This is a genomic window from Hymenobacter amundsenii (assembly GCF_002204745.1).
Taxonomy (GTDB): Bacteria; Bacteroidota; Bacteroidia; order Cytophagales; family Hymenobacteraceae; genus Hymenobacter; species Hymenobacter amundsenii.
The window spans coordinates 1-613 of record NZ_NIRR01000109.1; the positions used below are offsets into that span (position 1 = coordinate 1).

At 57.6% G+C, this 613-nt stretch carries 1 protein-coding gene; it reads right to left on the reverse strand.

What is annotated here, in order from left to right:
* Positions 1 to 137: 137 nt before the first annotated feature.
* Positions 138 to 452 carry a hypothetical protein gene (locus CDA63_RS20150; RefSeq protein WP_126546999.1) on the reverse strand — a complete coding sequence of 105 codons (315 nt, stop codon included), beginning with the start codon at positions 450 to 452 and terminating at the stop codon, positions 138 to 140.
* Positions 453 to 613 lie beyond the last annotated feature (161 nt).

A 613-nucleotide genomic window follows, 5' to 3' on the forward strand; every position in this document is an offset into this window, starting at 1 on the left:
CGCGGCCTGGGTCGAGCGGCTCTCGCCCGCCAGACGCAGCGCCTCAGCGCGGAAGGCGGCATCATAACGCCGACGTTTAGGAGGTTGGGGGCTGTCCTTCATGACATTCGAAAGATAAGACCCTATTCTGTCCACATTTACCCGACCACCTCAAGCATCATCCCCACCGTGCGCCCGCTCAAGCCCCAGCACAGGCCCACCAGGCCGAACAGGAGCACCCGCTTAGGCTCTCTACGCTGCGCACAGAGATAGAGCAGGGCGCCCGCGGGTAAGAGCATGAGCACCTGAAGCCAAGCCGGGGCCTGTTCCGCCGTCAACATATAATCCGCGCTGGTGTCCGAGAAAAGGATGCGCCGGATGGACGAATTGCCCAAATAGGTCAGTAAAAGCATCCCCCCAAAAAGAACGGCCAATGCAATGGATAGAACGGACAGGCGTGGTTTCGGCATCAAGCAAATAAGAAGATAAAATGCCGTTCACGGAAACGGTCCGAAGGTAAACGCGCTCTGTTCAATTGAAAGAGCATTTGCCTTGAGGCACCTTCGGTACTCGTGGCGGCTCATTTCTTTTACGGGGCGTATTGCGCCATGACGGTGTACGCGAACTGGTCCGA